This window comes from Streptomyces sp. NPDC046712, assembly GCF_040645695.1.
GTDB lineage: Bacteria > Actinomycetota > Actinomycetes > Streptomycetales > Streptomycetaceae > Streptomyces.
Window position 1 is genome coordinate 352,795 of record NZ_JBEYYW010000001.1, and the last position, 22,454, is coordinate 375,248.

21 protein-coding genes are annotated in these 22,454 nt (G+C 71.5%); 19 read left to right on the plus strand and 2 right to left on the minus strand.

What is annotated here, in order from left to right; genetic code table 11:
- Positions 1-23: 23 nt before the first annotated feature.
- From ABZ939_RS01700 to nusB, 4 genes are all read left to right on the plus strand, one after another.
- Positions 24-887, plus strand: a complete 864-nt coding sequence (locus ABZ939_RS01700) for an AAA family ATPase (protein ID WP_361847600.1) — start codon at positions 24-26, stop codon at positions 885-887.
- A gap of 94 nt (positions 888-981) precedes the next feature.
- Positions 982-2,088 carry an aminopeptidase P family protein gene (locus ABZ939_RS01705; RefSeq protein WP_361847603.1) on the plus strand — a complete coding sequence of 369 codons (1,107 nt, stop codon included), beginning with the start codon at positions 982-984 and terminating at the stop codon, positions 2,086-2,088.
- A gap of 48 nt (positions 2,089-2,136) precedes the next feature.
- Positions 2,137-2,703 carry an elongation factor P gene (gene efp, locus ABZ939_RS01710; RefSeq protein ID WP_137990532.1) on the plus strand — a complete coding sequence of 189 codons (567 nt, stop codon included), beginning with the start codon at positions 2,137-2,139 and terminating at the stop codon, positions 2,701-2,703.
- 2 nt (positions 2,704-2,705) lie between these two features.
- Positions 2,706-3,137: a transcription antitermination factor NusB gene (gene nusB, locus ABZ939_RS01715; protein WP_361847607.1), complete on the plus strand. Its 432-nt coding sequence runs from the start codon at positions 2,706-2,708 to the stop codon at positions 3,135-3,137.
- 191 nt (positions 3,138-3,328) lie between these two features.
- Here nusB and bldD read toward each other — a convergent pair whose 3' ends face one another.
- Positions 3,329-3,829 (minus strand): transcriptional regulator BldD, encoded by a 501-nt coding sequence (bldD, locus tag ABZ939_RS01720; RefSeq protein WP_017242229.1) that lies wholly within the window; start codon positions 3,827-3,829, stop codon positions 3,329-3,331.
- A 254-nt stretch (positions 3,830-4,083) separates the two neighbouring features.
- On the opposite strand from bldD, the gene pyrR reads away from it, so the two are divergent.
- From pyrR to ABZ939_RS01790, 14 genes are all read left to right on the plus strand, one after another.
- A complete protein-coding gene (gene pyrR, locus ABZ939_RS01725) occupies positions 4,084-4,647 on the plus strand; it encodes a bifunctional pyr operon transcriptional regulator/uracil phosphoribosyltransferase PyrR (protein WP_361847610.1) in 564 nt (187 codons plus the stop codon).
- Positions 4,648-4,728: 81 nt separating this feature from the next.
- Positions 4,729-5,709 (plus strand): aspartate carbamoyltransferase catalytic subunit, encoded by a 981-nt coding sequence (locus tag ABZ939_RS01730; RefSeq protein WP_361847613.1) that lies wholly within the window; start codon positions 4,729-4,731, stop codon positions 5,707-5,709.
- A 2-nt stretch (positions 5,710-5,711) separates the two neighbouring features.
- Positions 5,712-6,998 (plus strand): dihydroorotase, encoded by a 1,287-nt coding sequence (locus tag ABZ939_RS01735; RefSeq protein ID WP_361847616.1) that lies wholly within the window; start codon positions 5,712-5,714, stop codon positions 6,996-6,998.
- Entirely contained in the window at positions 6,995-7,579 is a 585-nt protein-coding gene (locus ABZ939_RS01740) for a hypothetical protein (protein WP_361847619.1), read from the plus strand. Before ABZ939_RS01735 ends, ABZ939_RS01740 begins: the two co-directional genes overlap by 4 nt.
- On the plus strand, positions 7,576-8,718 hold the full coding sequence (gene carA, locus ABZ939_RS01745) for a glutamine-hydrolyzing carbamoyl-phosphate synthase small subunit (protein WP_361847622.1): 1,143 nt from the start codon (positions 7,576-7,578) through the stop codon (positions 8,716-8,718). The genes ABZ939_RS01740 and carA overlap by 4 nt, the downstream gene beginning before the upstream one ends.
- Positions 8,711-12,019: a carbamoyl-phosphate synthase large subunit gene (carB, locus tag ABZ939_RS01750; RefSeq protein WP_361847625.1), complete on the plus strand. Its 3,309-nt coding sequence runs from the start codon at positions 8,711-8,713 to the stop codon at positions 12,017-12,019. Before carA ends, carB begins: the two co-directional genes overlap by 8 nt.
- 55 nt (positions 12,020-12,074) lie before the next feature.
- Positions 12,075-13,184, plus strand: a complete 1,110-nt coding sequence (locus ABZ939_RS01755) for a quinone-dependent dihydroorotate dehydrogenase (RefSeq protein ID WP_361847628.1) — start codon at positions 12,075-12,077, stop codon at positions 13,182-13,184.
- Complete coding sequence (pyrF, locus tag ABZ939_RS01760; protein ID WP_361847631.1) at positions 13,181-14,020, plus strand: orotidine-5'-phosphate decarboxylase; 840 nt, start codon at positions 13,181-13,183, stop codon at positions 14,018-14,020. The genes ABZ939_RS01755 and pyrF overlap by 4 nt, the downstream gene beginning before the upstream one ends.
- Positions 14,021-14,295: 275 nt before the next feature.
- A complete protein-coding gene (locus tag ABZ939_RS01765) occupies positions 14,296-14,619 on the plus strand; it encodes an integration host factor (protein WP_030693098.1) in 324 nt (107 codons plus the stop codon).
- Between the two features lie 49 nt (positions 14,620-14,668).
- On the plus strand, positions 14,669-15,232 hold the full coding sequence (gene gmk / locus ABZ939_RS01770) for a guanylate kinase (RefSeq protein WP_361847634.1): 564 nt from the start codon (positions 14,669-14,671) through the stop codon (positions 15,230-15,232).
- A gap of 70 nt (positions 15,233-15,302) precedes the next feature.
- Positions 15,303-15,575 carry a DNA-directed RNA polymerase subunit omega gene (gene rpoZ, locus ABZ939_RS01775; protein WP_005319902.1) on the plus strand — a complete coding sequence of 91 codons (273 nt, stop codon included), beginning with the start codon at positions 15,303-15,305 and terminating at the stop codon, positions 15,573-15,575.
- 96 nt (positions 15,576-15,671) lie between these two features.
- The gene (gene coaBC, locus ABZ939_RS01780; protein ID WP_361847636.1) at positions 15,672-16,937 is read left to right on the plus strand and encodes a bifunctional phosphopantothenoylcysteine decarboxylase/phosphopantothenate--cysteine ligase CoaBC; all 1,266 of its coding nucleotides are present in this window, start codon (positions 15,672-15,674) and stop codon (positions 16,935-16,937) included.
- Positions 16,938-17,148: 211 nt separating this feature from the next.
- Complete coding sequence (metK, locus tag ABZ939_RS01785) at positions 17,149-18,357, plus strand: methionine adenosyltransferase (RefSeq protein ID WP_361847639.1); 1,209 nt, start codon at positions 17,149-17,151, stop codon at positions 18,355-18,357.
- Positions 18,358-18,468: 111 nt separating this feature from the next.
- A complete protein-coding gene (locus ABZ939_RS01790; protein WP_361847642.1) occupies positions 18,469-20,613 on the plus strand; it encodes a primosomal protein N' in 2,145 nt (714 codons plus the stop codon).
- 67 nt (positions 20,614-20,680) lie between these two features.
- Here the strand turns inward: ABZ939_RS01790 and ABZ939_RS01795 are convergent, their stop codons facing one another.
- Positions 20,681-21,199, minus strand: coding sequence for a hypothetical protein (locus tag ABZ939_RS01795; protein WP_361847645.1), 519 nt, complete (start codon positions 21,197-21,199; stop codon positions 20,681-20,683).
- Between the two features lie 261 nt (positions 21,200-21,460).
- Between ABZ939_RS01795 and fmt the strand changes: the two genes are divergently transcribed.
- Positions 21,461-22,393, plus strand: a complete 933-nt coding sequence (fmt, locus tag ABZ939_RS01800) for a methionyl-tRNA formyltransferase (protein ID WP_361847647.1) — start codon at positions 21,461-21,463, stop codon at positions 22,391-22,393.
- Positions 22,394-22,454: the final 61 nt, after the last annotated feature.

Consider the following 22,454-nt stretch of genomic DNA (forward strand, 5'->3'; position numbering starts at 1 on the left):
CGTACGAGACGGAGTGGCACCGGATGCAGCACGCAGTGGGGGCTCCGTTGCCACCGCCGGACCCCTCGGGATGGGCGCAGGGCGCCGGGCGACCGCCCATGGCACAGGGCGGACACCAGGCACCGCACCCTCAGCCCCACCCCCATCCGCACCCCGTCCCTCCCGGACCGCCGCAGGCCCCCGGTCCCGCGGCGCCGCCCGCCCCCGGCTGGACCGCGGGTGTGCCCCCGCACCCTGGACAGTCCGTCCCGCCCTCGCGCGACACGGGACACGTCCAGCTGCCGCCCGTGGCCATGCCCGCACCGCCCGCCGCCGAGCCCGGCACCGGCACCGCGACCCTCGCCGTCCTGCTGATCGGCCCCGCGGGCGCCGGCAAGACGACCGTCGCCCGGCACTGGGCCCAGCGCCGCCGCGTGCCCACCGCGCACATCAGCCTCGACGACGTCCGCGAATGGGTCTGCTCCGGCTTCGCCGACCCCCAGTCGGGATGGAACGAGCACTCCGAGGCCCAGTACCGCCTCGCCCGCCGCACCTGCGGCTTCGCGGCCCGTAACTTCCTCGCCAACGGCATCTCGTGCATCCTCGACGACGCCGTCTTCCCCGACCGCCCCGTGGTCGGCCTCGGTGGCTGGAAGCGGCACGTCGGCCCCGGGCTGCTTCCGGTCGTCCTCCTGCCCGGCCTGGAGATCGTTCTGGAGCGCAACGCCGAGCGCAGCGGCAACCGGCGTCTCTCGGACGAGGAGGTCGCCTCCATCCACGGCCGGATGGCCGGCTGGTACGGCTCCGGCCTGCCGATCATCGACAACTCCAAGTACGACGTCGAGACCACCGCCCGCGTCCTCGACGAGGTCCTGGCCCGGTCCATAGCGAGCCCGCCCGCCTGGTGACGGCCTGCGGGCCCGGTGGCCTGATGCGGCCGGGAATGGCCCGGTCGGCCGCGCTGAGCAGGCCGGGGCGGCCCGGCCCTCGTAGGCTCGGAACATGTCAGAGGTGTATGCGGACCGCCGTGTGCGGCTGCGCGACCGGTGCGCGGCAGTCGGCAGCCCGGCGGCCCTGGTCTCCCGCCCCGCCAACGTCCGCTATCTCGCGGGCAGTTCGCCCCACGGCGCCGTACTGCTGCTCGGCCCGGACGAGGACGTACTGCTCTGCCCCACCACACCCGGCGGAGATCCGGCCGACGGGCGGCTCGACGAGCTGCTCCGGCAGGCCGTGCTGCCCCCGGCCGGCGGCGATCCCGCCGTCGCGGCCGTCGACTTCGCCCGCAAGGCGGGCGCGCACGCCCTCGCCGTCGAGGAGCACCATCTGACCGTGGCCCGCCACCGCGCCATGGGCTCGGTCGCCCCGCAGCTCCAGCTCGCCGATCTCGGTGGAGCCGTCGAGCAGCTGAGGATCGTGAAGGACGAGGACGAGATCGCCTGTCTGCGGATCGCGGCCGAGATCGCCGACCAGGCACTGGGCGAGCTGCTCGAATCCATCCTTGTCGGGCGGACCGAGCGGCATCTCGCCCTGGAGCTGGAGCGCCGGCTCGTCGACCACGGCGCGGACGGCGCCGCCTTCCCGACCTCCGTGGCCACCGGCCCGAACTCCGGCCGGGGCGGCCACCGGCCGTCCGACCGCCGTGTCGAGGAAGGAGATTTCCTCTCCGTCTGCCTCGGCGCCAACTACCGCGGCTATCGCTGCGAGATCGGCCGTACGTTCGTCATCGGCACGACCCCCGCGGACTGGCAGATCGAGCTGTACGACCTCGTCTTCGCCGCTCAAAGGGCGGGGCGGGAGTCCCTCGCGCCCGGTGCCGAGTACCGTGACGTGGACCGTGCCGCCCGGCAGATCCTGGACGGCGCGGGTCACGGAGAAGCCGTTCCACCCCTCACCGGGCACGGAGTCGGCCTGGAAATCGACGAGGACCCGCAGCTCGCACCCGCGGCCATGGGTAAACTGGACGCTTGTGTGCCGGTCACCGTCGAACCGGGGGTCCACCTCCCGGGCCGGGGCGGGGTCCGGATCGATGACACGCTCGTCGTGCGCCAGGAGGCGGACGGCGGACCCGAGCTACTCACCATTACGACCAAGGAGCTGCTCGCGCTGTAGGGCGCGTACGCCTCCCGGTCCCACGTCAGTCCAGGAGATTCCGCAACCGTGGCTTCCACGAACGACCTCAAGAACGGCATGGTGCTCAAGCTCGAAGGCGGCCAGCTCTGGTCCGTCGTCGAGTTCCAGCACGTCAAGCCCGGCAAGGGCCCGGCCTTCGTGCGCACCAAGCTCAAGAACGTGCTGTCCGGCAAGGTCGTCGACAAGACCTTCAACGCCGGCGTGAAGGTCGACACGGCCACCATCGACCGCCGTGACATGCAGTTCTCCTACATGGACGGCGACTACTTCGTCTTCATGGACATGGAGACCTACGACCAGCTGCACGTCGACCGCAAGGCCGTCGGCAACGCCGCCAACTTCCTGATCGAGGGCTTCACCGCCTCCGTCGCGCAGCACGAGGGCGAGGTGCTCTACGTCGAGCTCCCCGCCGCCGTCACGCTGACGATCCAGCACACCGACCCGGGTGTCCAGGGCGACCGCTCCACCGGTGGCACCAAGCCCGCCACGCTGGAGACCGGCCACGAGATCCAGGTCCCGCTCTTCATCACCACCGGTGAGAAGATCAAGGTCGACACGCGCACGAGCGACTACCTCGGCCGGGTGAACGACTAACCGTGGCTGCCCGCAGCAAGGCCCGTAAGCGCGCCTTCCAGATCCTCTTCGAGGCCGACCAGCGCGGTGCGTCCGTGCAGGAGGTCCTCGCGGACTGGGTCCGGCACGCCCGGTCCGACGACCGCCAGCCGCCGGTCAACGAGTTCACGATGCAGCTGGTCGAGGGCTACGCGGACCACGCGAAGCGGATCGACGAGCTCATCGCCACCTACGCGGTGGACTGGGACCTGGACCGGATGCCGGTTGCCGACCGGAACATCGTGCGCCTCGGCGCGTACGAGCTGATCTGGGCCGACGAGACGCCGGACGCCGTGGCGATCGACGAGGCGGTGCAGCTCGCCAAGGAGTTCTCCACCGACGAGTCCCCGACGTTCGTCAACGGCCTCCTGGCCCGCTTCAAGGACCTGAAGCCGCGCCTTCGCCGGGACGCCTGAACCTCGCGTCCCCGGCAGTCGAAGGGGCCCGCAGCACACGTGCTGCGGGCCCCTTCGGCGTATCCCGGGATCGTGCGGCGGTCTCGCACGATGCTCCCGCGACAGCTCGCGCGACGCTCTCGCGACATGCGAAAACCGCCGGGGTGGAGAAGGCCCTCAGGCCCTTCCCACCCCGGCGGCAACGTTTCTGCTCAGTTGTCCTCGTGGGCGACTGCGCGGCGCGCGTCCGCGTCCAGCACGCCCCAGCTGATCAGCTGCTCGGTCAGCACCGAGGGCGACTGGTCGTAGATGACCGCGAGCGTGCGCAGGTCGTCCTGACGGATCGACAGCACCTTGCCGTTGTAGTCGCCGCGCTGCGACTGGATCGTCGCCGCGTAGCGCTGCAGGGGGCCGGCCTTCTCCTGCGGGACGTGGGCCAGGCGCTCAAGGTCGAGAACGAGCTTCGGCGGGGGCTCGGCGGCCCCGCCCGGGGTCGTGCCGGGCAGGAGCTCCTGCACCGGAACGCCGTAGAAGTCCGCCAGCTCGGCGAGGCGCTGCACCGTCACGGCGCGGTCACCGCGCTCGTACGAGCCGACCACGACGGCCTTCCAGCGGCCCTGGGACTTCTCTTCCACACCGTGGAGGGAAAGGCCCTGCTGGGTGCGGATGGCACGGAGCTTGGCCCCGAGCTGCTTTGCGTATTCGCTGGACATATAGCTCCCCGGACGCTGGACGCTGTAGACAACGTGCGGCTCCGCCGCGTGGCTGGTAACTCACTGTGAGGTTACGCAGCGTTACTCTTTCCCGTCAAGCCGAATGGTCCATACCGCCCCCTCCCGGGGGACGGCGCCCGGAGTGGCGGGAGGGTGGTGAGCTGGGCGGTCACCCGCCCCTGGTAGAGTCAAGGGCGCAATTCCGACGTCCTTTAAGGTCCGTCCCGTGAGGCGGAGAAGGAGGTCCGTTTCATATGGACGCACAGCAGCAGACCGATGCCGCACGCCCTGTTCTCGAGGGCCCGGACATCGCGCGGGTACTGACCCGCATCGCCCACGAGATCGTCGAGCGCGCCAAGGGCGCCGACGACGTGGTTCTCCTCGGCATCCCCACGCGTGGCGTCTTCCTCGCCCGCCGGCTGGCCGACAAGCTCGCCGAGATCACCGGACGCACGATCCCGGTCGGCTCCCTCGACATCACCATGTACCGCGACGACCTGCGGATGAAGCCCGCGCGCGCCATCGGCCGCACCGAGATCCCCGGTGACGGCGTCGACGGCCGCCTGGTCGTCCTCGTCGACGACGTGCTCTTCTCCGGCCGCACGATCCGGGCCGCGCTCGACGCGCTCGGCGACATCGGCCGCCCCCGCGCCGTCCAGCTCGCGGTTCTCGTCGACCGCGGCCACCGCGAACTTCCGATCCGCGCCGACTACGTCGGCAAGAACCTCCCCACGTCGCTGCGGGAGACGGTCAAGGTTCAGCTCGCCGAGGAGGACGGTCGCGACACCGTGCTGCTCGGCAGCAAGCCCGCCTCCTAGCCGGACCGGCCCCCGACGGGTCCTGGGCACATCCCTGCGCACCCGCATGCCCTCGCCCTCCCCACCACGGAGAGAAAACCGATGATGCGTCACCTCATCTCGGCCGCCGACCTCACCCGCGACGACGCCGTCCTCATCCTCGACACCGCCGAGGAGATGGCCCGGGTGGCCGACCGGCCGATCAAGAAGCTGCCCACGCTGCGCGGCCGAACGATCTGCAACCTGTTCTTCGAGGACTCCACCCGCACCCGGATCTCCTTCGAGGCCGCCGAGAAGCGTCTCTCCGCCGACGTGATCAACTTCGCGGCCAAGGGCTCCAGCGTCTCCAAGGGCGAGTCCCTCAAGGACACGGCCCAGACCCTGGAGGCGATGGGCGTCGACGCCGTCGTCATCCGCCACGGCGCCTCCGGCGCCCCCTACCGGCTCGCCACCTCCGGCTGGATCGACGCCCCCGTCATCAACGCCGGCGACGGTACCCACCAGCACCCCACCCAGGCGCTGCTCGACGCCTTCACCATGCGCCGCCGACTCGTCGGCCGCGACGCCGGTCTCGGCCAGGACCTCGCCGGCAAGCGCATCACCCTGGTCGGCGACGTCCTGCACAGCCGGGTCGCCCGCTCCAACGTCGACCTGCTCCACACCCTCGGCGCCGAGGTCACCCTGGTGGCCCCGCCCACCCTGGTCCCGGTCGGCGTCGAGACCTGGCCCTGCGACGTCTCGTACGACCTCGACAGCGTGCTGCCGAAGTCCGACGCGGTCATGATGCTGCGTGTGCAGCGTGAGCGGATGAACGCGGCCTTCTTCCCGACCGAGCGCGAGTACTCGCGGCGGTACGGGCTCGACGGCGAGCGGATGGCGAAGATGCCGGAGCACGCCATCGTCATGCACCCCGGCCCCATGGTCCGCGGCATGGAGATCACCGCCGAGGTCGCCGACTCCGACCGCTGCACGGTCGTCGAGCAGGTCGCCAACGGCGTCTCCGTCCGCATGGCCGTCCTGTACCTGCTGCTGGGCGGCAACGAGTCCGACGTCAGCCACACCCGTACCGAGGAGAGCAAGTAACCATGAGCAAGATCCTTATCCGCGGTGCGAAGGTGCTGGGCGGCGAGCCGCAGGACGTCCTGATCGACGGCGAGACCATCGCCGAGGTGGGCACGGGCCTGTCGGCCGAGGGCGCGACGGTGATCGAGGCCGAGGGGCGGATCCTCCTGCCCGGCCTGGTCGACCTCCACACCCACCTGCGCGAGCCCGGCCGCGAGGACTCCGAGACCGTCCTCACCGGCACCCAGGCGGCCGCCTCCGGCGGCTACACCGCCGTCTTCGCCATGGCCAACACCTTCCCCGTCGCCGACACCGCCGGCGTCGTCGAGCAGGTCTACCGGCTCGGCAAGGAGCACGGCTACTGCGACGTGCAGCCCATCGGCGCCGTCACCGTCGGCCTGGAGGGCAAGAAGCTCGCCGAGCTCGGCGCGATGCACGACTCCGCCGCCGGCGTCACGGTCTTCTCCGACGACGGCAAGTGCGTCGACGACGCCGTGATCATGCGCCGCGCCCTGGAGTACGTGAAGGCCTTCGGCGGCGTCGTCGCCCAGCACGCCCAGGAGCCCCGCCTCACCGAGGGCGCCCAGATGAACGAGGGCGTCGTCTCCGCCGAACTCGGTCTCGGCGGCTGGCCGGCCGTCGCCGAGGAGTCGATCATCGCGCGCGACGTCCTCCTCGCCGAGCACGTCGGCTCCCGGGTGCACATCTGCCACCTCTCCACGGCCGGCTCGGTCGAGATCGTCCGCTGGGCCAAGTCCCGCGGCATCGACGTCACCGCCGAGGTCACCCCGCACCACCTCCTCCTCACGGACGAGCTGGTCCGCAGCTACAACCCCGTCTACAAGGTCAACCCGCCGCTGCGCACCGAGCGTGACGTGATGGCGCTCCGCGAGGCCCTGGCCGACGGCACCATCGACATCGTCGCCACCGACCACGCCCCGCACCCGCACGAGGACAAGGACTGCGAGTGGGCCGCGGCCGCCATGGGCATGGTCGGCCTGGAGACCGCGCTCTCCGTCGTCCAGCAGACGATGGTCGAGACCGGACTGCTCGACTGGGCCGGCGTCGCCGACCGGATGTCCGTCAAGCCCGCCCAGATCGGCCAGGCCAAGGACCACGGACGCCCCGTCTCGGCAGGTGAGCCCGCGAACCTGACGCTGGTCGATCCGGCATACCGTGGTCTCGTGGACCCCGCGGGCTTCGCCTCCCGCAGCCGCAACACCCCCTACGAGGGCCGCGAGCTGCCGGGACGCATCACCCACACCTTCCTGCGGGGCCGGGCAACGGTCGTGGACGGGAAGCTGGCGTGACATCACTCATCGACATCGCCGCCGAGGCTGAGAAGAAGTCGGCGGAGGTGACCGACTGGGCCGGACGGCTCGGCTGGGTCGTCGGTCTCCTGCTCTTCGTCGCCTTCGTCTACTGGCTGATGCGCCAGGGATGGAAGTGGCGCGGCAGCCTCCAGTCGGACCTCCCCGAGCTCCCCACCGCGCCGGACCCGCGCGGCGAGGCGAAACTGACTCTCAGCGGGCGCTACCACGGGTCCACGACCGCCGGGCAGTGGCTCGACCGGATCGTCGCCCACGGTCTCGGCACCCGCAGCCGCGTCGAGCTCACGCTCACGGACGCGGGGATCGAGGTCGTACGCCCCGGCGCCACCGACTTCTTCATCCCGGCCGACCGGCTGCGCGAGGCCCGGCTCGACAAGGGCATCGCCGGGAAGGTCCTCGCCGAGGGCGGGCTGCTGATCGTCACCTGGGCGCACGGCGAGCAGCTCCTCGACTCCGGCTTCCGGTCCGACCGCGCGGCCGAGCACGCCGCCTGGGTCGAGGCCGTCAACTCCATGAACTCTTCGAACCACGCAAGCACGACGGAAGGCACCGCACGATGACGACCTCCACAAGGGGAACCGGCAAGGTTCCCGCCGTACTCGTCCTGGAGGACGGCCGCATCTTCCGCGGCCGCGCCTACGGGGCCGTGGGGGAGACCTTCGGCGAGGCCGTGTTCTCCACCGGAATGACCGGCTACCAGGAGACCCTCACCGACCCGTCGTACCACCGCCAGGTCGTCGTGATGACCGCCCCGCACGTGGGCAACACCGGCGTCAACGACGAGGACCCCGAGTCCGCGCGGATCTGGGTCTCCGGCTACGTCGTCCGCGACCCCGCCCGCGTCTCCTCCAACTGGCGCTCGCAGCGCTCGCTCGACGAGGAGCTGCGGAAGCAGGGCGTCGTCGGCATCTCCGGCATCGACACCCGCGCCCTCACCCGCCACCTGCGCGAGAGCGGCGCCATGCGCGTCGGCATCTTCTCGGGCAGCGCGCTGCCCGACGAGGGCACCATGCTGGCCGAGGTGCGCCAGCAGCCCGAGATGAAGGGCGCGAACCTCTCCGCCGAGGTCGCCACCAAGGAGACCTACGTCGTCCCCGCGATCGGCGAGAAGAAGTTCACCGTCGCCGCCGTCGACCTCGGCATCAAGGGCATGACCCCGCACCGGATGGCCGAGCGCGGCATCGAGGTCCACGTGCTCCCCGCCACGGCCACCGCCGAGGACGTCTTCGCCGTCAACCCCGACGGCGTGTTCTTCTCCAACGGCCCGGGCGACCCGGCCACCGCCGACGGCCCCGTCGCCGTCATGCAGGCCGTCCTGGAGCGCAGGACCCCGCTCTTCGGCATCTGCTTCGGCAACCAGATCCTGGGCCGCGCGCTCGGCTTCGGCACCTACAAGCTGAAGTACGGCCACCGCGGCATCAACCAGCCGGTGCAGGACCGCACGACCGGCAAGGTCGAGGTCACCGCGCACAACCACGGCTTCGCCGTCGACGCGCCCCTCGACAAGGTCTCCGAGACCCCCTACGGGCGGGCCGAGGTCTCGCACGTCTGCCTGAACGACAACGTCGTGGAAGGCCTGCAGCTGCTCGACCAGCCGGCCTTCTCCGTCCAGTACCACCCAGAGGCGGCCGCGGGCCCGCACGACGCCGCGTACCTCTTCGACCGCTTCGTATCCCTGATGGAGGCCGAGCGTGCCTAAGCGCACCGATATCCAGTCCGTCCTGGTCATCGGCTCCGGCCCGATCGTCATCGGCCAGGCCGCCGAGTTCGACTACTCCGGTACCCAGGCGTGCCGCATCCTCAAGGCCGAGGGCCTGCGGGTGATCCTGGTCAACTCCAACCCGGCCACGATCATGACCGACCCGGAGATCGCCGACGCGACCTACGTCGAGCCGATCACCCCCGAGTTCGTCGAGAAGATCATCGCCAAGGAGCGCCCCGACGCCCTCCTGCCCACCCTCGGCGGCCAGACCGCGCTCAACACCGCGATCTCCATGCACGAGCAGGGTGTGCTCGAAAAGTACGGTGTCGAGCTCATCGGCGCCAACGTCGAGGCCATCAACAAGGGCGAGGACCGCGACCTCTTCAAGGGCGTCGTCGAGGCCGTCAAGGCCAAGATCGGTTACGGCGAGTCCGCCCGCTCGGTCATCTGCCACTCCATGGACGACGTCCTCAAGGGCGTCGAGACGCTCGGCGGCTACCCCGTCGTCGTGCGCCCCTCCTTCACCATGGGCGGCGCCGGCTCCGGCTTCGCCCACGACGAGGAGGAGCTGCGCCGCATCGCCGGCCAGGGCCTGACCCTGTCTCCCACCACCGAGGTGCTCCTGGAGGAGTCCATCCTCGGCTGGAAGGAGTACGAGCTGGAGCTGATGCGCGACAAGAACGACAACGTCGTGGTCGTCTGCTCCATCGAGAACTTCGACCCGATGGGCGTCCACACCGGTGACTCGATCACCGTCGCCCCGGCGATGACCCTCACCGACCGCGAGTACCAGCGGCTGCGCGACATCGGCATCGCGATCATCCGCGAGGTCGGCGTCGACACCGGCGGCTGCAACATCCAGTTCGCGGTGAACCCGGACGACGGCCGGATCATCGTCATCGAGATGAACCCGCGTGTCTCCCGGTCCTCCGCCCTCGCCTCCAAGGCGACCGGCTTCCCGATCGCCAAGATCGCGGCCCGTCTCGCCGTCGGCTACACGCTGGACGAGATCCCCAACGACATCACGGAGAAGACCCCGGCGTCCTTCGAGCCCACGCTCGACTACGTCGTGGTCAAGGCGCCCCGCTTCGCCTTCGAGAAGTTCCCCTCCGCCGACTCCACGCTGACCACGACCATGAAGTCGGTCGGCGAGGCCATGGCCATCGGCCGGAACTTCACCGAGGCGCTGCAGAAGGCCCTGCGCTCCCTGGAGAAGAAGGGCTCGCAGTTCACCTTCGTCGGCGAGCCCGGCGACAAGGACGAGCTGCTGCGCGAGTCGGTCCGCCCGACCGACGGCCGCATCAACACCGTCATGCAGGCGATCCGGGCCGGCGCCACCCCCCAGGAGGTCTTCGACGCCACGAAGATCGACCCGTGGTTCGTCGACCAGCTCTTCCTGATCAAGGAGATCGCCGACGAGCTGGCCGCCGCCGAGAAGCTCCACCCGGAGATCCTGGCCGAGGCCAAGCGCCACGGCTTCTCCGACGCCCAGATCGCCGAGATCCGCGGCCTGCGCGAGGACGTCGTCCGCGAGGTCCGGCACGCGCTCGGCGTCCGCCCGGTCTACAAGACGGTCGACACCTGCGCCGCCGAGTTCGCCGCCAAGACCCCGTACTTCTACTCGTCCTACGACGAGGAGAGCGAGGTCGCGCCGCGCGAGAAGCCCGCGGTGATCATCCTTGGCTCCGGCCCGAACCGCATCGGCCAGGGCATCGAGTTCGACTACTCCTGCGTCCACGCCTCCTTCGCGCTCAGCGACGCGGGCTACGAGACCGTGATGGTCAACTGCAACCCGGAGACCGTCTCGACGGACTACGACACCTCCGACCGCCTGTACTTCGAGCCGCTGACGCTCGAGGACGTGCTGGAGATCGTCCACGCCGAGACGCTGGCAGGCCCCGTCGCCGGTGTCGTCGTCCAGCTCGGCGGCCAGACCCCGCTGGGTCTGTCCCAGGCGCTCAAGGACAACGGCGTGCCGGTCGTCGGCACCTCCCCGGAGGCCATCCACGCCGCCGAGGATCGCGGCGCCTTCGGCCAGGTCCTCGCCGACGCGGGCCTCCCGGCCCCGAAGCACGGCACCGCGACCACCTTCGCCGGCGCCAAGGCCATCGCCGACGAGATCGGCTACCCCGTCCTCGTACGCCCCTCGTACGTGCTCGGCGGCCGCGGCATGGAGATCGTCTACGACGAGGCCCGCCTGGAGTCGTACATCGCCGAGTCCACCGAGATCAGCCCCACCCGGCCGGTCCTGGTCGACCGCTTCCTCGACGACGCGATCGAGATCGACGTCGACGCCCTCTACGACGGCCACGAGCTCTACCTCGGCGGCGTCATGGAGCACATCGAGGAGGCCGGCATCCACTCCGGCGACTCGGCCTGCGCGCTGCCCCCGATCACCCTCGGCGGCTTCGACATCAAGCGCCTGCGCGCCTCCACCGAGGCCATCGCCAAGGGTGTCGGCGTCCGCGGCCTGATCAACATCCAGTTCGCCATGGCCGGCGACATCCTCTACGTCCTGGAGGCCAACCCGCGCGCCTCCCGGACCGTCCCCTTCACCTCGAAGGCGACCGCCGTCCCGCTCGCGAAGGCCGCCGCCCGCATCTCGCTCGGCGCCACCATCGCCGAGCTGCGCGCCGAGGGCCTGCTGCCGAAGACCGGCGACGGCGGCACCCTGCCGCTCGACGCGCCGATCTCCGTCAAGGAGGCCGTGATGCCGTGGTCGCGCTTCCGCGACGTGCACGGCCGCGGTGTGGACACCGTCCTCGGCCCGGAGATGCGCTCCACCGGCGAGGTCATGGGCATCGACGCGGTCTTCGGCACGGCCTACGCCAAGTCGCAGGCCGGCGCCTACGGCCCGCTGCCCACCAAGGGCCGGGCGTTCATCTCCGTCGCCAACCGCGACAAGCGCTCGATGATCTTCCCGGCGCGCGAGCTGGTCGCCCACGGCTTCGAGCTGATGGCCACCTCGGGCACGGCGGAGGTGCTCAAGCGCAACGGCATCAACGCCACGGTCGTGCGCAAGCAGTCCGAGGGCGAGGGCCCGAACGGCGAGAAGACGATCGTCCAGCTGATCCACGACGGCCAGGTCGACCTGATCGTCAACACCCCGTACGGCACCGGCGGCCGCCTCGACGGCTACGACATCCGTACGGCGGCGGTGGCCCGCTCCGTCCCGTGCCTCACCACGGTCCAGGCGCTCGCCGCGGCCGTCCAGGGCATCGACGCGCTCAACCACGGCGATGTCGGCGTCCGCTCGCTCCAGGAACACGCGGAACACCTGACCGCGGCCCGCGACTAGCACCCACGAGGGGGACACCGGAAACGGTGTCCCCCTCTTGCTGAGGACACCCCACATGTACAAGTTCTTCTTCGACCTCGTCTTCAAGCGGATGGACCCGGAGCAGGCCCACCACCTCGCCTTCCGCTGGATCCGCCTCGCCGCCCGGATCCCCGTCCTGCGCACCTTCGTCGCCGCGGTCCTCGCGCCCCGCCACAAGGAGCTGCGCACCGAGGCCCTCGGCCTGCGGATGCACGGCCCGTTCGGTCTCGCGGCCGGCTTCGACAAGAACGCCGTCGCCATCGACGGCATGTCGATGCTCGGCTTCGACCACATCGAGATCGGCACGGTCACGGGGGAGGCCCAGCCCGGCAACCCCAAGAAGCGCCTCTTCCGGCTGGTCCCGGACCGCGCCCTGATCAACCGCATGGGCTTCAACAACGAGGGCTCCGCCGCCGTCGCCGAGCGCCTCCACGCGCGCGTGCCGGTCTTCAAGACGGTCGTGGGCGTGAACATCGGCAAGACCAAGGTCGTCCCGGAGGCCGAGGCCGCCGCCGACTACGTGAAGTCCACCGAGCGCCTCGCCGCGCACGCCGACTACCTGGTCGTCAACGTCTCCTCGCCGAACACCCCTGGCCTGCGCAACCTCCAGGCCACCGAGTCCCTCCGCCCGCTGCTCACGGCGGTGCGGGAGGCGGCCGACCGCACGGTCACCGACCGCCGCGTCCCGCTCCTGGTCAAGATCGCCCCCGATCTGGCCGACGAGGACGTGGATGCCGTCGCCGACCTGGCCCTGGAGCTCGGCCTGGACGGCATCATCGCCACCAACACCACCATCGCCCGCGAGGGCCTCGGCCTGAAGTCCGACCCGGCGCTCGTCAAGGAGACCGGCGGTCTCTCCGGCGCGCCCGTCAAGGAGCGCTCCCTGGCGGTGCTCAGGCGCCTCCACGCGCGCGTGGGGGACCGGCTGGTCCTCGTGGGCGTCGGCGGCATCGAGAACGCCGAGGACGCCTGGCAGCGCATCCTGGCCGGCGCCACCCTGATCCAGGGCTACAGCGCCTTCATCTACGAGGGCCCGTTCTACGCCCGCGCGATCCACAAGGGCCTCGCGGCGCGCCTCGCCGCCTCCCCGTACGCCACCCTCGCCGAGGCCGTCGGCGCCGACAACCGAAAGGCCGCGAAGTGACTCTGGAACCGTTCGGCACCCGCCTGCGCTCCGCCATGGACCGGCGCGGTCCCCTCTGCGTCGGCATCGACCCGCACGCGGCCCTCCTCGACTCCTGGGGCCTGGGCGACGACATCGCGGGCCTGGAGCGCTTCACGTTCACGGTCGTCGAGGCGCTGGCGGACACCGTGGCCGTCTTCAAGCCGCAGTCCGCGTTCTTCGAGCGCTTCGGCTCGCGCGGCATCGCCGTCCTGGAGCGCGCCGTCGCCGATCTGCGGGATGCGGGCGGTCTGGTCGTGATGGACGCCAAGCGCGGCGACATCGGGTCCACCATGGCGGCCTACGCCGAGACCTTCCTCCGGAAGGACTCCCCGCTCTTCTCGGACGCCCTCACCGTCTCCCCGTACCTCGGCTACGGCTCCCTGAAGCCGGCCGTCGACCTGGCGCGGGAGAGCGGCGCGGGTCTGTTCGTCCTCGCGCTCACCTCCAACCCGGAGGGCGCCGAGGTCCAGCGGGCGGTCCGCGAGGACGGCCGCACGATCGGCGCGACCATGCTCGCCCACCTCGCCGAGGAGAACGCGGGGGAGAGCCCGATGGGTTCCTTCGGCGCGGTGGTCGGCGCGACGCTCGGCGACCTGTCCTCCTTCGACCTCGACATCAACGGCCCGCTCCTGGCCCCCGGCCTCGGTGCCCAGGGCGCCACCCCGGCCGATCTCCCGGCCGTCTTCGGCTCGGCGGTCCGCAACGTGGTCCCCAACGTCAGCCGGGGCGTCCTGAAGCACGGCCCGGACGCCGCCGCCCTGCGGGCCTCCGCGGAGCGCTACGCGACGGAAATCCGCGAGGCCGTCGCCGCCTGATCGCACGCCGGGGCCAATCCGCAGGTCGGGGCCGTCTCACTCCTTGACAAGAACTTGGCTCAAAACCCGGTCGTTATGCCTGAAAAGTCCTGGTCGGTCGATGCTGACCAGGACTTTTCGCTTGTTCTCGCTGACTGGAGAGACATTGGCCGCTAGTCTCCGGGGCAGAGTCAGCGTTCAACGGTCACTACGTTGATCGTTGCTCCACTGGTGTGGGGCGACTAGGTTCCTCACCGGTCCGTATCCGACAGTTCGACATCCGAGGTGACGTAGGCGTGGCTCTTCCGCCCCTTACCCCTGAACAGCGCGCAGCCGCGCTCGAAAAGGCCGCCGCGGCTCGCCGGGAGCGGGCCGAGGTCAAGAATCGACTCAAGCACTCCGGCGCCTCCCTCCACGAGGTGATCAAGAGTGGCCAGGAGAACGACGTCATCGGCAAGATGAAGGTCTCCGCGCTGCTCGAGTCGCTCCCGGGCGTGGGCAAGGTCCGCGCCAAGCAGATCATGGAGCGGCTCGGCATCTCCGAGAGCCGTCGTGTGCGCGGGCTCGGTTCCAACCAGATCGCCTCCCTGGAGCGCGAGTTCGGCAGCACCGGCGCCTGAGACGGGACTGCCGTCCCAGGCACCCCCGTAAAGCTGGAATAATCGCTGCATGGCAGCAGAGGTACGTCCGCGGCTGACCGTGCTCTCCGGCCCCTCCGGGGTGGGCAAGAGCACGGTCGTCGCTCATATGCGCAAGGTCCACCCCGAGGTCTGGCTCTCGGTGTCGGCCACGACACGAAAGCCCCGCCCCGGCGAGAAGCACGGCGTCCAGTACTTCTTCGTCACGGACGACGAGTTCGACAAGCTGGTCGCCAACGGGGAACTCCTCGAATGGGCCGAGTTCGCGGGCAACCGCTACGGCACGCCTCGCGCGGCGGTCCTGGAGCGCCTGGAGGCCGGCGAGCCGGTTCTCCTGGAGATCGACCTCCAGGGCGCCCGGCAGGTCAAGGAGTCCATGCCGGACTCGCAGCTGGTCTTCCTGGCCCCGCCGAGCTGGGACGAGCTGGTCCGCCGGCTCACCGGTCGCGGCACGGAGTCGCCGGAGGTCATCGAGCGCCGGCTGGAGGCCGCCAAGATCGAACTGGCCGCCGAGCCGGAGTTCGACACCACCCTGGTCAACACCTCCGTCGAGGACGTGGCGCGTGAGCTGCTAGCCTTGATGAACGTTGTTTGATCTTTTTCTGATCGCCTGGATCTGATCACCCGGATCAGCTCACCCAGAAGTTTCTTCGGAAGGCAAGAGAGTGTCCTCTTCCATCACCGCGCCCGAGGGCATCATCAACCCCCCGATCGACGAGCTGCTCGAGGCCACCGACTCGAAGTACAGCCTCGTGATCTACGCGGCCAAGCGCGCGCGTCAGATCAACGCGTACTACTCGCAGCTCGGCGAGGGCCTGCTCGAGTACGTCGGTCCGCTCGTCGACACGCACGTCCACGAGAAGCCGCTCTCGATCGCCCTGCGCGAGATCAACGCGGGTCTGCTGACCTCCGAGGCCATCGAGGGCCCGGCGCAGTAAGCACGTAACGTTTGTCACCACAGGCCCGGCGGAACATCCGCCGGGCCTGTGGTGTCTCATGGAGTCGTACGCATCCGAGTGCGGGGAGTGGCAGTGGTGACCAAGCCGAAGGTCGTTCTGGGGGTCAGCGGCGGCATCGCCGCGTACAAGGCCTGTGAGCTGCTCCGGCGGCTGACCGAGTCGGGCCACGACGTACGCGTCGTGCCGACCGACGCCGCCCTGAACTTCGTCGGCGCGGCCACCTGGTCCGCCCTGTCCGGCAACCCCGTCTCCACCGAGGTCTGGGAGTCCGTCCACGAGGTCCCGCACGTACGGATCGGGCAGGGCGCCGACCTCGTCGTGGTGGCCCCCGCCACCGCCGACATGCTCGCCAAGGCCGCCCACGGTCTCGCCGACGACCTCCTGACGAACACGCTGCTCACCGCCCGCTGTCCGGTCGTCTTCGCCCCGGCGATGCACACCGAGATGTGGGAGCACCCCGCCACCCAGGAGAACGTGGCGACGCTGCGCCGCCGCGGTGCCGTCGTCATCGAACCGGCCGTCGGCCGACTGACCGGCGTCGACACCGGCAAGGGTCGGCTGCCCGAGGCCGCGGAGATCTTCGAGGTCTGCCGGCGCGTCCTCGCGCGCGGCACCGCGGCCCCCGACCTCGTCGGCCGCCATGTCGTGGTCAGCGCGGGCGGCACCCGTGAGCCCCTCGACCCGGTCCGCTACCTGGGCAACCGCTCCTCCGGCAAGCAGGGCTACGCCCTGGCCAAGGCCGCCGCCGCCCGGGGCGCCCGGGTCACCCTCGTCGAGGCCAACACCGGCATCCCCGACCCGGCCGGCGTCGACGTGGTCCACGTCGGCACCGCGATCCAGCTGCGCGAGGCCGTCCTCAAGGCGGCGTCCGACGCCGACGCCGTGGTCATGGCGGCGGCCGTCGCGGACTTCCGCCCGGCGGCCTACGCCACGGGGAAGATCAAGAAGCGGGACGACGTCGAGGCGCCGACCGTCGAACTGGTCCGCAACCCCGACATCCTCGCCGAGATCTCGGCCGACCGGGCCCTGCCCGGCCAGGTGATCGTCGGCTTCGCCGCCGAGACCGACGACGTCCTCGCCAACGGCCGGGAGAAGCTGCGCCGCAAGGGCTGCGACCTGCTCGTGGTCAACGAGGTGGGGGAGCGCAAGACCTTCGGGTCCGAGGAGAACGAGGCCGTGGTCCTGTCGGCCGACGGCACCGACACGCCCGTACCGTACGGACCGAAGGAAGCTTTGGCGGAGACGGTCTGGGATCTGGTCGCACCACGCCTGCGGTCCATGCCCGCGGGGAATTCCGGGGAATCCACCGATCGTCCGGATTTCACCGTCACGGCCGAGTGAAATCCCGTGAATCCGGTCCTCTCGGGGGACCGGAACGGGTGTTCGTGCCGCGTGGGAGGCCGGATTGCGTGAGCCTCCGGCTCCCACCTTGCGAGACACCTGGCCCAATGCCCGAGCACGCCCAGTAGACTGGTCGCGGTACGTCGCGGGGCGCAGCCCCCTGCCGTCCGACATTGTTGAGCCAGCAGCCGCTGCAACCCCAGGGAGCATTGTGTCCCGTCGTCTGTTCACTTCGGAGTCCGTGACCGAAGGTCACCCCGACAAGATCGCTGACCAGATCAGCGACACCATTCTCGACGCGCTCCTCCGCGAGGACCCCACCTCCCGCGTCGCCGTCGAGACGCTGATCACCACGGGCCTCGTGCACGTCGCCGGTGAGGTGACCACGAAGGCGTGGGCCGACATCCCCACCCTCGTACGGAACAAGATCCTCGAGATCGGGTACGACTCCTCGAAGAAGGGCTTCGACGGCGCCTCCTGCGGCGTCTCGGTCTCCATCGGGTCGCAGTCCCCGGACATCGCGCAGGGCGTCGACACGGCGTACGAGAAGCGCGTCGAGGGCGACGAGGACGAGCTGGACAAGCAGGGCGCCGGCGACCAGGGCCTGATGTTCGGCTACGCCTCGGACGAGACCCCGGAGCTGATGCCGCTCCCGATCTACCTCGCGCACCGGCTGTCCAAGCGCCTGACCGAGGTCCGCAAGAACGGCACCATCCCGTACCTGCGCCCCGACGGCAAGACCCAGGTCACCATCGAGTACGACGGCGACAAGGCCGTCCGCCTCGACACGGTCGTGGTCTCCTCGCAGCACGCCTCGGACATCGACCTCGAGTCGCTGCTCGCGCCCGACATCCGCGAGTTCGTCGTCGAGCACGTCCTCAAGCAGCTCCTGGACGACGGCATCAAGCTGGACACCGACGGCTACCGCCTGCTGGTCAACCCGACCGGACGCTTCGAGATCGGCGGCCCGATGGGCGACGCCGGCCTCACCGGCCGCAAGATCATCATCGACACCTACGGCGGCATGGCCCGCCACGGCGGCGGCGCCTTCTCCGGCAAGGACCCGTCCAAGGTCGACCGCTCGGCCGCCTACGCCATGCGCTGGGTCGCCAAGAACGTCGTGGCCGCCGGCCTCGCCTCGCGCTGCGAGGTCCAGGTCGCGTACGCGATCGGCAAGGCGGAGCCCGTGGGCCTCTTCGTCGAGACCTTCGGCACCAACACCGTCGAGACCGAGAAGATCGAGAACGCCATCGGCGAGGTCTTCGACCTCCGTCCGGCCGCGATCATCCGCGACCTCGACCTGCTGCGCCCGATCTACGCCCAGACCGCGGCGTACGGCCACTTCGGCCGGGAGCTCCCCGACTTCACCTGGGAGCGCACGGACCGCGTGGACGCCCTGCGCAAGGCCGCGGGCCTGTAAGCCCGTAGGCGACGCCTGAACGCGACGGAAGCCCGGCCCCCTGCGGGGGAGCCGGGCTTCCGTGCGTCCGGCCACGTCCGGCTGTCAGTGCGGTCTGGTAGGTATGAGGCTGTGAGCAGCGAGAACGAGACGCCCGAGGGTGCGGCCGATGAGTCGCACGAGCAGCTCGCGCTCATTCGGGAGTCCGTGCGGAAGGCGAAGGTGCCGCGGGCCAAGCCGCGGACGTGGCGGGGGGCCGCGTTGGCCAAGGAGCTGCCCGTGGCGCGGGTGGTGGTCAACAAGGGCGTGCTGCACCTCGACCAGTTCTTCGACTACGCCGTGCCCGAGGAGCTGGACGCCGTCGCGCAGCCCGGGGTGCGGGTGCGGGTGCGGTTCGGGGCCGGGGCGCATCAGGTCAGGGACGGGCGGCGCGAGGGCGGGCGGCTGATCGACGGATTCCTGGTCGAGCGGCGGGCCGAGTCGGACTACAAGGGGGCGCTGGCCGCGCTCGCCGACGTCGTCTCGTCCGAGCCGGTGCTGAGCGCCGACCTCCTCGGCCTCGCACGGGCGGTGGCCGACCGGTACGCGGGGAGCCTGGCGGACGTGCTCCAGCTGGCGATACCGCCGCGCAGCGCCCGGGCGGAGGCCAAGGCGTCCCCGGAGCCGCTGCCGCCGCCCACCGCCCCGGAGGCGGGCAGCTGGGGGCGGTACGAGCGCGGTCCCGCCTTCCTGGAGGCCCTGGCCCGGGGCGCAGCCCCCAGGGCGGTCTGGAACGCGCTGCCGGGGCCGTACTGGGCCGACGAGCTGGCCCGCGCCGTGGCCGCGACGCTCGCCTCCGGCCGGGGGGCGCTGGTCGTCGTGCCCGACGGGCGGGCCGCCGCGCGGGTGGACGCGGCACTGACCGCGCTCCTCGGGCAGGGGCGGCACGCGCTGCTCACGGCCGAGACCGGACCGGAGAAGCGGTACGGCCAGTGGCTCGCCGTGCGGCGGGGCTCCGTGCGCGCCGTCGTGGGGACACGGGCGGCGATGTTCGCGCCCGTACGGGACCTCGGGCTCGTCGCCATCTGGGACGACGGGGACGGCAGCCACAGCGAGCCGCACGCCCCGCAGCCCCACGCTCGTGACGTGCTGCTGCTGCGCGCCGCCCACGACAAGTGCGCCTTCCTGCTCGGCTCCACCAGCTGCACGGTCGAGGCCGCCCAGCTCGTCGAGTCCGGCTGGGCCGCGCCGCTGGTCGCCGGCCGCGATCAGGTGCGGACCGCCGCCCCGCTCGTACGGACCGTGGGCGACGGCGAACTCGCCCGCGACGAGGCCGCCCGGGCCGCCAGGCTGCCCTCCCTGGCCTGGCAGACCGTCCGGGAGGGGCTCAAGACGGGCCCGGTGCTCGTCCAGGTCCCGCGGCGGGGCTACGTACCGAGGCTGGCCTGCGAGCGCTGCCGGACGCCCGCCCGCTGCCGGCACTGCGCCGGGCCCCTGGAAGCCCCCGAGCAGCAGGAGCTGCGGTGCGGCTGGTGTGGGCGGGGAGCGCCGGACTGGCACTGCGTGGAGTGCGGTGCGACGAGGCTGCGGGCCCAGGTCGTGGGCGCGCGCCGGACGGCGGAGGAGCTGGGCCGGGCGTTCCCTGCGGTTCCGGTACGGACGTCTGGACGGGACCACGTCCTGGACACCGTGCCCGGACGGCCCGCGCTGGTGGTGTCCACGCCGGGCGCGGAGCCCGTCGCCGAGGGCGGTTACGCGGCCGCGCTGCTCCTCGACGGCTGGGCGATGCTCGGCCGGCCCGACCTGCGCGCGGGCGAGGAGGCCCTGCGCCGCTGGATCGACGCGGCCTCGCTCGTGCGGGGGCAGGGCGAGGGCGGCACGGTGGTGGTGGTCGCGGAACCCACCCTGCGGCCGGTGCAGGCCCTGGTGCGATGGGACCCCGTCGGCCACGCCCAGCGCGAGCTGGCCGAGCGGGCGGAGCTGGGCTTCCCGCCGGTGTCCCGGATGGCGGCGGTGTCAGGCCCGCCCGAGGCGCTGACGGCGTTCCTGTCGGCTGCCGAACTCCCCGGCGACGCCGAGGTGTTGGGGCCGGTGCCGCTGCCCGTCGTACGGGCCGGCGGGCCTCGTCGGCCGGGGGACACCCCGCCGGGGGAGCAGTGGGAGCGCGCACTGGTGCGCGTCCCGCCGGGCAACGGTGCCGCGCTGGCCGCGGCGTTGAAGAAGGCGCAGGCGGCGCGACTGGCCCGGGGCGGCGGAGAGCCGGTCCGGGTGCGCGTCGACCCACCGGACATCGGCTGACACGGCTTCGGTCGCCCATCCCACGGGGCGGGCGACCGAAGGCGTCGACGCGATGTCGCGTGCGGGGTCAGCCGTTGCGGGGGCCGGGGAAGGCCGGAGGGCGCGGGTCCTCGCGGAGGGTCTGCGACACGGGGGTGGTCTGCGCAGGCATCGTGCGGGCCGGCGGGACGACCGGGAGCGTACGGGTCGTGCCCGGCTCCGTGGCGCGGTCCTGCTCCACGACGGCGCCCGGCTGGGGCGCGCGCCGGGCGCCGTAGCGGCGGTGGACGGCCTGCTTCGTGACGCCGAGCGCCGAGCCCACCGCGTCCCACGAGAACCCGAGCGAGCGGTCGAAGTCGACCGCCGCGGTCACCAGGGTCTCGACGCTGTCCCGCAGCTCCTGGGCGAGCCGTACGGTCGGGGCGGGCGCCCGCCCGTAGACGACGAAGCCCGTCGACGGGCCGGAGCGGCGCGGTCGGTAGACATTGCCCAACTGGGCCGTGAGCGTGCGCAGTGCGTCCACCTGCCGCCGGACCCGCTCGATGTCCCGCACCAACAGATGCAGACTTGCCCGGGCTTGGGCGTCGTGGGTTGCGTGGTCGGCCATGTGAAAGCCTCTCGAACCGGCGTGGAAAAGGGTCGGGCCACGAGGGGAGGGCGGCCCGTTTCGGTCAATCTCTCTTGACCAACGCGCTACCCGTGGTTGGGTCACGCTGCGGGGGCGTATACGCATATGCGCAGGGCGCTCATGCTCACGTACGCCCCCTCGGGCCCCGGCCCCTAGACTGGTGCGCTGCCCTCCCCCAAGCTCTCGGCTGCGCTCGAGCAGGGAGGTACCCCACCGCCCCGAGATGCGAGGTTTCCCCGAGTGAAGCTGGTCTTCGCAGGCACCCCCGAGGTCGCCGTACCCGCCCTGGACGCCCTGCTCGCCTCCGGCAGGCACGAGGTGGCCGCCGTCGTCACCCGCCCCGACGCCCCCGCGGGCCGCGGCAGGCGCCTGGTCGCGAGCCCGGTCGCCGAGCGCGCGGAGGAGGCCGGGATCGAGGTGCTCAAGCCGGCGCGGCCGCGCGACGAGGCGTTCCTCGCGCGGCTCCGCGAGATCGCCCCGGACTGCTGCCCGGTCGTCGCCTACGGCGCGCTGCTGCCCAAGGTCGCCCTCGACATCCCCGCCCACGGCTGGGTCAACCTGCACTTCTCGCTGCTGCCGGCCTGGCGCGGCGCGGCGCCCGTGCAGCACGCCGTGATGGCGGGCGACGAGGTCACGGGCGCGTCGACGTTCCTGATCGAGGAAGGGCTCGACTCCGGTCCGGTCTACGGCGTCATCACCGAGGACGTCCGTCCCACCGACACCAGCGGGGACCTGCTCACCCGGCTCGCCTTCGCCGGCGCCGGGCTGCTCGCGGCCACCATGGACGGCATCGAGGACGGCAGCCTGAAGGCCGTGCCGCAGCCCTCCGAGGGCATCACCCTGGCGCCCAAGATCCAGGTCGAGGACGCCCACGTGGACTGGAAGGCCCCGGCGCTGCGCGTGGACCGCGTCGTCCGCGGCTGCACGCCCGCCCCGGGCGCCTGGACCGTGTTCCGCGGCGAGCGCCTCAAGCTGATCCAGGCGGCCCTCGTCCCGGACCGCACCGACCTGGCCCCCGGCGAGCTCGCGGCCGGCAAGAACAACGTGTACGTCGGCACGGGCTCGCACGCCGTCGAACTCCTCTGGGTCCAGCCCCAGGGCAAGAAGCCGATGAAGGCGGCGGACTGGGCGCGCGGCGTCCGGATCGCCGCAGGAGAAGCAGTCGGCGCATAGCGCCGTCGAGCAGGCGGTGGTGGGCGACGGGTGGGCGAGCGGGTGGGCGGCGCGGACGTAG

What these genes read in the sequence shown, in the direction of transcription:
- ABZ939_RS01700 (WP_361847600.1), top strand. Translation starts at nt 24, where the DNA reads ATGCAGCACGCAGTGGGGGCTCCGTTGCCACCGCCGGACCCCTCGGGA.
- ABZ939_RS01705 (WP_361847603.1), top strand. Translation starts at nt 982, where the DNA reads ATGTCAGAGGTGTATGCGGACCGCCGTGTGCGGCTGCGCGACCGGTGC.
- ABZ939_RS01730 (WP_361847613.1), top strand. Translation starts at nt 4,729, where the DNA reads ATGATGCGTCACCTCATCTCGGCCGCCGACCTCACCCGCGACGACGCC.
- bldD (WP_017242229.1), bottom strand. Translation starts at nt 3,829, where the DNA reads ATGTCCAGCGAATACGCAAAGCAGCTCGGGGCCAAGCTCCGTGCCATC.
- pyrR (WP_361847610.1), top strand. Translation starts at nt 4,084, where the DNA reads ATGGACGCACAGCAGCAGACCGATGCCGCACGCCCTGTTCTCGAGGGC.
- ABZ939_RS01795 (WP_361847645.1), bottom strand. Translation starts at nt 21,199, where the DNA reads ATGGCCGACCACGCAACCCACGACGCCCAAGCCCGGGCAAGTCTGCAT.
- ABZ939_RS01735 (WP_361847616.1), top strand. Translation starts at nt 5,712, where the DNA reads ATGAGCAAGATCCTTATCCGCGGTGCGAAGGTGCTGGGCGGCGAGCCG.
- carA (WP_361847622.1), top strand. Translation starts at nt 7,576, where the DNA reads ATGACGACCTCCACAAGGGGAACCGGCAAGGTTCCCGCCGTACTCGTC.
- gmk (WP_361847634.1), top strand. Translation starts at nt 14,669, where the DNA reads ATGGCAGCAGAGGTACGTCCGCGGCTGACCGTGCTCTCCGGCCCCTCC.
- ABZ939_RS01755 (WP_361847628.1), top strand. Translation starts at nt 12,075, where the DNA reads ATGTACAAGTTCTTCTTCGACCTCGTCTTCAAGCGGATGGACCCGGAG.